The organism is Streptomyces sp. NPDC006458, assembly GCF_040612135.1.
In the GTDB taxonomy this organism is placed as follows: Bacteria; Actinomycetota; Actinomycetes; order Streptomycetales; family Streptomycetaceae; genus Streptomyces.
This window is the reverse complement of the sequence record NZ_JBEXPR010000001.1, coordinates 484,081-492,379: the sequence shown is the minus strand read 5'-3', so window position 1 is coordinate 492,379 and position 8,299 is coordinate 484,081. Positions and strand designations below refer to the sequence as shown.

The following is an 8,299-nucleotide window of genomic DNA, read 5'->3' as shown; positions in this document are numbered from 1 at the left end:
GCGGATCAGCCGTGGTCCTCGCGCCCACGCGTCCGCCGAGTGCAGTCGTCGTGCGCCCGGATCGTTCGTGGCCGGTCGCGCCCGCGCGGTGGAGTCGCGGATCGATACGGTCCCGCGCCGTGCTCTAGGCAGCCGCACTCGCCGATGTCGTCAGAGCCTCGTCGTATCTGTGCAGGAGCAGGCGGGCCATCGCCGGGTGGGCTCCCAGGGGGGCCGAGGCGATCCACGGGGCCGCCTGGGCGCACTCCGTCGCGAAGCGGCCGGGCGCGGTGAAGCAGGAGGCGACGGCGATGCGGTGCCGGCCCCGGGCGGTCAGGGAGCGGATCGCGGCCGGGACGGTGGGTTTGGCCGCGCAGGCGTAGGCGGGGACGACCGGCACGCCGAGGCGTTCGGCGAGGAGAGCGGCGATCCGGCGGGTGCCCACGGCGGACTCGGGGTCGCGGGAGCCGGCGGCGGCCAGCACGACCGCGCTGGAGCGGCGCTCGGACTCGGTGCGCGGGGCGTGCCAGCCGGCCTCCACCAGGCGCTCGTAGAGGGCCTCCACCAGCAGGGGGTGCGGGCCCAGCGGTTCGGCCACGTGCGTGTGGGCCGCCGCCTCGGCCGCCATCTCGGGGATGTCCTGCTTGACGTGGTAGCCGCGGCTCAGCAGCAGCGGGACCAGGACCGACTCGCCGGGGAGGGCGGCGAGGGTGTCCGTCAGCAGCGGCGCGTTGAGCTCGATGTGGCCGAGGTGGACGGCGAGGTCGGGGCGGAGTTCACGGACCCGGTCGAGCAGTTCCCGTACGGTCGCCAGGGCCCGCGGGTCGCGGCTGCCGTGGGCGACCAGGACGAGCGCCGGCGTGGCCGGGCGGTGGCCGTCGAGCGGCGCGAGGCCGAGGCGGCCCGCGAGCTCGCTGCTGATCCGGTTCCTGAGATACGCCGTCATGCAAAGAGCCTGGCGGACCGAGATTGCGTGGCCGTTGCACGGCCGTCACGGGTGTTTTCCGCTGCTTCACGGCCTACCGGGCAACGGTGTGAGGTGGGGGTGGATCGCGCGGAGGTGAACCGGATCGCCGCACCCGGCGTCCTCCTGTCCCGGGACCGGACGGGACCGGGACCGAATCGGAGGGTGGCCGGATGAAGATCGCGCGACCTCGGCTGCCGCGGACGCGTACCGGGTGGCGGCGGCTCGTTCAGGCCGTGATGGCCGTCTGCGCGCTGGCGCTGCTGCCGTCGGCGTGGCTGCATCTCGCGACCGACGGACGGTTGCGTACGACGGCGGACGTGCCGCGCTCCGACGTGGCCGTGGTCTTCGGCGCGGGGCTGTGGAACGGGGAGCCGTCGCCGTATCTCGCGCACCGCCTGGACGCGGCGGCCGAGCTGTACCGCGCGGGGCGGGTGAAGGTCGTCCTGGTGACCGGGGACAACAGCCGCGTGGAGTACGACGAGCCGGACGCGATGCGCGCCTATCTGACCCGGCACGGCGTACCGGACGGGCGGATCGTGTCCGACTACGCGGGCTTCGACACCTGGGACTCCTGCGTGCGCGCGAAGAAGATCTTCGGCGTCGACGAGGCGGTGCTGATCAGCCAGGGCTTCCATGTCCGCAGGGCGGTCGCGCTGTGCGAGGAGGCGGGAGTGTCGTCGTACGGTGTCGGGGTCGGCGAGCCGCACGACGCGACCTGGTACTCCGGCGAGGTCAGGGACATCCTCGCCTCCGGCAAGGCCGCGCTGGACGCGCTCTTCGAGCCGGACCCGCGGTTCCTGGGGCGCTCGGAGCCCGGCGTGACACGGGCACTGCGGGACGCCCGCCGAGGCGTGTGACCTCGCCCACGCCCCCACAGGCCGGTGAGGCGTGTGACCTGGCGCCTCACGGCGGGCTCAGACCGCCGGGGAGGTCGCCGTGCGCTTCGTTTAACAATCAGCCGTCCTCCGCGTAACACGCCCGACCCACGCTGAGGTGCATGGAGACCACCCCGACGCCCACTCACTGCCCGTACTGCGCCCTGCAGTGCGGGATGAACCTGTCGCCCGCACGCGAGGGGGGCGTCGAGGTGACCGAGCGCGCCGACTTCCCGGTGAACCGGGGCGCACTGTGCGGCAAGGGCCGCACGTCGGCGGCGGTCCTGGCGCCGGGCGTGCGTCTGACCTCCCCACTGGTGCGCTCGGGCGGCGTGCTCGTGCCGGCCGGCTGGGACGAGGCGCTCGACCGGATCGCGGAGGCGTTGACCCGCACGCGCGCCGAGCACGGACCGGACGCGTGCGGAGTCTTCGGCGGCGGCGGCCTGACCAACGAGAAGGCCTACAGCCTGGGCAAGTTCGCCCGGATCGCGCTGGGCACCTCGCAGATCGACTACAACGGCCGGTTCTGCATGTCCTCCGCGGCGGCGGGCGGGATCAAGGCGTTCGGGCTGGACCGCGGGCTGCCCTTCCCGCTGGAGGACATCCCCCGGACCGGGTGCGTGATCCTGGTCGGCTCCAACCTCGTCGAAACCATGCCGCCCGCGCTGCGCTACCTCACCGAGCTCAAGGAGAACGGCGGCACCCTGATCGTCGTGGACCCGCGCCGCACCCGTACCGCCGAGCAGGCCGACCTGCACCTGGCCCCCCGGCCGGGCACCGACCTGGCGCTCGCGCTGGGCCTGCTGCATCTGGTCGTCGCGGAGGGACGCACCGACGAGGAGTACATCCGCGAGCGGACGACGGGCTGGGAGGAGGCCCGCGCGGCGGCGATGGCGCACTGGCCCGAGTATGTCGAGCGGATCACCGGCGTGTCCGTGCCCGAACTGCGCGAAACCGTACGGCTGTTCTGCGAGCCCGAGGCGGCGATGGTGCTCACCGCGCGCGGGCCCGAGCAGCAGTCCAAGGGCACCGACACCGTCGGCGCCTGGATCAACCTGTGCCTGGCCACCGGCCGCGCGGGCCGCCCGCTGTCCGGGTACGGCTGCCTGACCGGCCAGGGCAACGGACAGGGCGGCCGCGAGCACGGCCAGAAGGCCGACCAGCTGCCCGGCTACCGCAAGCTGGACGACCCCGAGGCGCGGCGGCACGTGGCGGGGGTGTGGGGCGTCGACCCCGACTCGCTGCCGGGGCCGGGGCGCAGCGCGTACGAGCTGCTGGAGGCGCTGGGCTCCGACATCAAGTCCCTGCTGCTGATGGGCTCCAACCCGATCGTGTCGGCGCCGCGCGCCGCGCACATCGAGGAGCGGCTGCGGTCGCTGGACTTCCTCGCGGTGGCCGACGTGGTCCTGTCGGAGACGGCCGAACTCGCCGACGTCGTACTGCCGGTGACGCAGTGGGCCGAGGAGACCGGCACGACGACCAGCCTGGAGGGTCGCGTCCTGCTGCGCCGCCGGGCCCTCAGCCCGCCCGACGGCATCCGCAGCGACCTGGACGTCCTGCACGGCCTCGCCGGCCGGCTGGGCGTGGAGAAGGGTTTCCCGACCGATCCCGAGGAGGTCTTCGAGGAGCTGCGGCGCGCGAGCGCGGGCGGGGTCGCGGACTACTCCGGGATCACCTACGAAAGGCTGGCGGAGGAGAACGGGGTGTTCTGGCCCTGTCCGGCGCCGGAGAGCCAGGACGCCGCCGACCACCCCGGCACCCCGCGCCTCTTCCTGGACCGTTTCGCCACGCCGGACGGGCGGGCCCGGTTCGCCCCGGTGTCCCACCGGGCCATCGCCGAGGAGCCCGACGAGGAGTACCCGGTGCTGCTCACGACCGGCCGGGTGGTCTCGCAGTACCAGTCGGGCGCGCAGACCCGGCGGGTGGCGGAGCTGAACGCGGCCGCGCCCGGCCCCTTCGTGGAGCTGCACCCGCGGCTGGCGGCCCGGCTGGGCGCGGCCGAGGGCGACCCGGTGGCGGTCGTCTCGCGGCGCGGCCGCGCGGTGGCACCGGCCCGTATCACCACGGCCATCCGCCCGGACACGGTGTTCATGCCGTTCCACTGGCCGGGCGAGGGCCGCGCCAACACCCTCACCAACCCGGCCCTGGACCCGACGTCTCGGATGCCGGAGTTCAAGGCGTGCGCGGTGCGGCTGGAGGCGGTCGCGCGGGCCGGCGAATGACCTCTGGCCGACCCGGAATTGACCCATGATTCCGGGGCCGGAATGCACCCCGCAGCAGGTCTTTCGGCCTCGTAGATTCGAGACATGACGACCTACCAGGTACCCCAGCGCATGAACTTCTCCGCCGTCGCCCCGAAGGTGTTCAAGGCGGTTCTGGCCCTCGACGCGGCCGCCCGGCAGGGCATCGACCCGGTCCTGCTGGAGCTGGTGCAGATCCGCGCCTCGCAGATCAACCGGTGCGCGTACTGCGTCGACTACCACGCCCGTGACGCCCGCAAGGGCGGCGAGAGCGAGGACCGCATCCACCAGTTGCCGGCGTGGCAGGAGTCGAGCCTGTACACCGAGCGGGAGCGGGCCGCGCTCGCCCTCACCGAGGCGGTCACGCTGCTGCCGCACGGCGTCCACGACGAGGTGTACGAGGAGGCCGCGCGGCACTTCGGCGAGCAGGAGCTGGCCCAGCTGATCGCGCTGATCTTCACGGTGAACACGTGGAACCGGATGAATGTGACGACGCGTAAGACGCCGGGCACGATGTGACCGGCGTGGCCCTCGGGAGCGTGCCGCGGCAGAACGCCGCCCGCGCTCCCGGCGGACCGGGCGGCCCCGGGACGCCCACCCACCGCGCCCTCACAGGGCTCTGGCCCGCCGCGGGGCGCCTGACTGACGTGGGGTGGCAACCCGGCGCGGGGCGCCTGCCCGCCATGGGGTGACCATCCGACGCAGGGCGCCTGCCCGCCATGGGGTGACCATCCGACGCAGGGCGCCTGACTGCCGCGGGGCGACCACCCGACCCAGACTGCCCGCCCCCTCTCACGGCATACCCGCCCACCGCACGACGCCCACCCGCCACCGGGCCCTCACATGCGGCGGGGCAACCGCTCGCCCCAGACCACTCCCCCAGAGCAACCCCCGGCCGCATGGCGCCCGGTCGGCACATCGGCCGAGAGCATGGCGTGGATCGGCGCGGCCCTCACGCTCCCGGCACGAACGGTCGGTCGCAGGCGGGCCGGTCGCCGCCCGCGACGACCCGACCGCAGCCCGGCCAGGAGCCCCGTCGCGAGCCGCGGCACGCGAACCCGCAGCCACCCGCCACACACCGCTCACGGGCGAGCCAGTCACCGCACACGACCACCCCACCGCAGCCCGGCCAGCAGCCACCCGTCACAAGCCGCCGCAGGCAAATCCACAGCCGTCCGCGACGGGCCGCTCGCGGGTGCGCCAGTCGCCGCCCGCGATGAGCCGGCCGCGCGCCCGCAGACGTACGGCGACGGCGGGCGCGGCGAGGTAGACCCAGGCGCGGACGGCGGCGCCGTCGGCGTCCCGGGTTACCTCGCGGGCGACCCGCTCGTAGAGGCTGCGGCGCGGGTCGCCGGGGACGTACTCCTCCAACCGGTCCAGCTCGCCCAGTAGTCGGTCGTAGTCCTCGGGCCTGGCGGTGACCAGTTCCCCGCTCACCGCTCCGCCGGCCTCCTCGACGGCGTAGGGGTAGCCGGGGCCGTCGTACAGCACCGCGCCGGTGAGCCGGGCGGGGTCCTCGGCGTGGGTGCGGCCGCGCAGGAAGGCGTCGTGGTTGGCCTCGCCCGGGCGGAGGGTGCCGTAGACGAAGAAGGGGAGGCGGCGGGGGCTGTCGGGCGTCACAGAAACGATTCTCTCCTCTCACACACTCCGCCGTCCGCCGTCTGTCCACCGCCAGCCGTGGTCCTGCTGGCGGGCCCACCTCAGCGGAAGCTCAGAACCCGCCCAACCGCGTGGACACACCACGTATCCGGTCCTTAGGGTCCGATCATGCCCGACATACCGCTCACCATGATCGCCGTACTGTGCGTGGCCGCCCTGGCGGCCGGCTGGATCGATGCCGTGGTGGGCGGGGGCGGACTGCTGCTTCTTCCGGCGCTGCTGCTGGGGCTGCCCGGGAACACCCCGGCGGCGCACGCGCTGGGCACGAACAAGGCGGTGGCCATCGTGGGCACCACCGGCGCGGCAGTGACCTACACGCGCAAGGCGCCGGTGGACGTCCGCCTCGCCGTGCGGATCGGGCTCGCGGCGCTGGCCGGGTCCTCGGCGGGGGCGTTCTTCGCGGCCGGGATGAGCACCGAGGTCCTCAAGCCGGTGATCATGGTCGTGCTGCTGGGCGTGGCGGCCTTCGTCATCCTCAGGCCCGCCTTCGGCACGGCCCCGGCGCCCGGCGCGGTCACCCGCCGCCGCATTCTCGCCGCGATCGGCCTGGCCGGCCTCGGCATCGGGTTCTACGACGGGCTGATCGGCCCCGGCACCGGCACCTTCCTCGTCCTCACCCTCACCGCAGTCCTCCATCTCGACCTGGTGACCGCCTCGGCCACCGCCAAGATCGTCAACTGCTGCACCAACGCCGGTGCCCTCGCCATGTTCGCCTGGCAGGGTGCCGTCCTGTGGCAACTCGCCGCCCTGATGGCCGTGTTCAACCTCGCGGGCGGCACGCTGGGCGCCCGCACCGCCCTGAAGAAGGGCAGCGGCTTCGTACGGGTCGTCCTGCTGACGGTGGTCTTCACGCTGGTGGCGAAGCTCGCGTGGGAGCAGTGGCTGGCTTGATCCAAAAGGGCGGGACAGGCTCCGTCGGCGGGTCAGCGCACGGCACCGGTGAGCCGCGCGAAGACGACGACGTTGCCCATGTAGCCCGTCGCGCGTGAGTAGCCGCCGCCGCAGGTGATCACCCGCAGCTCGGGCCGGGGCGCGGCACCGTACACCTTCTGGTCGGGGAAGTCCGCCGCCCGGTAGACCTCCACCGCGTAGACGGTGAACCGGGCGGTGCCGCCGTCGCGCCGGTCGACCTCGATGACGCTGCCCTTCTTCAGCGCGCCGAGGGAGAAGAAGACGGCCGGGCCGTCCGCGTTGTCGACGTGCCCGGCGACGATCGCCGTGCCCGTCTCGCCGGGGGTGGTGCCGGCCTCGTACCAGCCGGCCAGGTTCTTCCGCTCGGCGGGCGGCACGTCCAGGCTGCCGGACCCGGTGAGGCCGAGGCCCGTCAGGGGCGCGTCCACGCGGATGGCGGGGATGCGGATGCGGTCGGGCGGCGAGGGCGGCAGCGGGCGGGCGGCGGGTTCGCGGACGGTGTCGTCGCGGGCCTCGGCGGCGGACGGCTGCGGCGGGGCGTGCGTGGCGACGCCGTTGTGCAACAGCCAGGCCCCCGCGCACAGGGCGATGGCGGTGACGGCCGCCGTCGCGGCGGTGCCGTACTTGCGCACCTGGACCTCCCGTGGGGCCGGCCCCGTGCCCCCTCCGGGCCGCGAGGGGCGGTCGGACCCGGAGGGGGAGGGGACAAAGCGGTACCGGCGGACGGACAGCGGAGGGTGTCCGTCAGATCCCGTCGCCTCTCGCCCGGCGATGCAGGAGCCAGGTACCGCCCGCGGCGGCGACGGCCAGAGCCGCCACGCCTGCCGCGGTCTGCACGGGATCGGGGCCCAACGCGCCGCCGACCCCCGTCTTCACACTGCCGCGCGGCTGCACGGCGGTCAGCGTCACCACCAGGTCACCGCGCACCTCCCGGCCGCCCCGGGCACACGCGACGACGATCTCGTACGTTCCCGGCTGCGCGCTCGGCGGCACCTCGAACTGTCCTGTCGCCTCGCCCTCGTGTGCGCCGGGCGCCAGGGTGAAGTGCCCTGCCCCGACCGCGCTGGCGTCCCCGTCCGCCGTACCGCCGACACCGCAGGCGGCCGTGCTCACCGTGACCGGGCCGCCCGGCACCACGGAGGACGGGAACACGTCGAGCCCGCCCGCCGCCTGTGCGGGTGCGGCGAGCGGTCCGCCGACAGCGGCGGCGGCGAGCGCGGCACCGGTCAGCAGCCGGGCGGTACGTCGCATCGGTCGCTCCTCACGAGCACATCGGTGGCTCCTGCACTTCCCTGCTCCTCCGAGATAAAAGGCAGCACGCCGAACCCGCTTCCTGACCAATCGTCAGAAACGCCGCGCACAGCCACCGCACGGGCGCCCCGCGGGGCCCGTTTCAGCAGGTCACGGCCGTACGGCAGGCACATCGCGGAAGAACACCCGAAGGGCGCAGGGCGACGGGGTGAACGGGTGACCGGCGCAGCGCCCGGTGAGCGACGGTGCCGCGCGGGGCGCGGCGGCCTTGGACAACCGCCTCGCGCCCCGCGCCGAACCCGGTGGACAACGGCCTCGCACCCCGCGCCGAACCCGGTGGACAACGGCCTCGCACCCCGCGCCGAACCCGGTGGACAACGGCCTCGCACCCCGCGCCAAACCCGGTGGACAACGGC

Annotated in this window: 8 protein-coding genes; 4 read left to right on the top strand and 4 right to left on the bottom strand. The window is 74.3% G+C overall.

Going from position 1 to position 8,299, the window contains the following annotated elements:
- Nucleotides 1-124: 124 nt before the first annotated feature.
- Nucleotides 125-925 (bottom strand): sirohydrochlorin chelatase, encoded by an 801-nt coding sequence (locus ABZZ79_RS02360; RefSeq protein ID WP_356685549.1) that lies wholly within the window; start codon nt 923-925, stop codon nt 125-127.
- A gap of 191 nt (nt 926-1,116) precedes the next feature.
- On the opposite strand from ABZZ79_RS02360, the gene ABZZ79_RS02355 reads away from it, so the two are divergent.
- The 3 genes from ABZZ79_RS02355 (at nt 1,117) to ABZZ79_RS02345 (ending at nt 4,580) form a co-directional block, all read left to right on the top strand.
- On the top strand, nt 1,117-1,803 hold the full coding sequence (locus tag ABZZ79_RS02355) for an ElyC/SanA/YdcF family protein (protein WP_356685547.1): 687 nt from the start codon (nt 1,117-1,119) through the stop codon (nt 1,801-1,803).
- 140 nt (nt 1,804-1,943) lie between these two features.
- A complete protein-coding gene (locus tag ABZZ79_RS02350; protein WP_356685545.1) occupies nt 1,944-4,043 on the top strand; it encodes a molybdopterin oxidoreductase family protein in 2,100 nt (699 codons plus the stop codon).
- 84 nt (nt 4,044-4,127) lie between these two features.
- Nucleotides 4,128-4,580, top strand: coding sequence for a carboxymuconolactone decarboxylase family protein (locus ABZZ79_RS02345; RefSeq protein WP_356685543.1), 453 nt, complete (start codon nt 4,128-4,130; stop codon nt 4,578-4,580).
- Between the two features lie 624 nt (nt 4,581-5,204).
- Here the strand turns inward: ABZZ79_RS02345 and ABZZ79_RS02340 are convergent.
- Complete coding sequence (locus tag ABZZ79_RS02340) at nt 5,205-5,681, bottom strand: gamma-glutamylcyclotransferase family protein (protein WP_356685541.1); 477 nt, start codon at nt 5,679-5,681, stop codon at nt 5,205-5,207.
- Nucleotides 5,682-5,828: 147 nt separating this feature from the next.
- On the opposite strand from ABZZ79_RS02340, the gene ABZZ79_RS02335 reads away from it, so the two are divergent.
- Nucleotides 5,829-6,611 (top strand): TSUP family transporter, encoded by a 783-nt coding sequence (locus ABZZ79_RS02335; protein WP_356685539.1) that lies wholly within the window; start codon nt 5,829-5,831, stop codon nt 6,609-6,611.
- A gap of 32 nt (nt 6,612-6,643) precedes the next feature.
- Here ABZZ79_RS02335 and ABZZ79_RS02330 read toward each other — a convergent pair whose 3' ends face one another.
- Together ABZZ79_RS02330 and ABZZ79_RS02325 are read right to left on the bottom strand one after the other, a co-directional pair.
- Entirely contained in the window at nt 6,644-7,264 is a 621-nt protein-coding gene (locus ABZZ79_RS02330) for a class F sortase (RefSeq protein ID WP_356685537.1), read from the bottom strand.
- A gap of 112 nt (nt 7,265-7,376) precedes the next feature.
- Nucleotides 7,377-7,883, bottom strand: a complete 507-nt coding sequence (locus tag ABZZ79_RS02325) for a hypothetical protein (protein ID WP_356685535.1) — start codon at nt 7,881-7,883, stop codon at nt 7,377-7,379.
- Nucleotides 7,884-8,299 lie beyond the last annotated feature (416 nt).

Coding starts and splice junctions, on each gene's coding strand:
- ABZZ79_RS02325 (WP_356685535.1), bottom strand. CDS start 7,883: ATGCGACGTACCGCCCGGCTGCTGACCGGTGCCGCGCTCGCCGCCGCC.
- ABZZ79_RS02355 (WP_356685547.1), top strand. CDS start 1,117: ATGAAGATCGCGCGACCTCGGCTGCCGCGGACGCGTACCGGGTGGCGG.
- ABZZ79_RS02345 (WP_356685543.1), top strand. CDS start 4,128: ATGACGACCTACCAGGTACCCCAGCGCATGAACTTCTCCGCCGTCGCC.
- ABZZ79_RS02360 (WP_356685549.1), bottom strand. CDS start 925: ATGACGGCGTATCTCAGGAACCGGATCAGCAGCGAGCTCGCGGGCCGC.
- ABZZ79_RS02335 (WP_356685539.1), top strand. CDS start 5,829: ATGCCCGACATACCGCTCACCATGATCGCCGTACTGTGCGTGGCCGCC.
- ABZZ79_RS02350 (WP_356685545.1), top strand. CDS start 1,944: ATGGAGACCACCCCGACGCCCACTCACTGCCCGTACTGCGCCCTGCAG.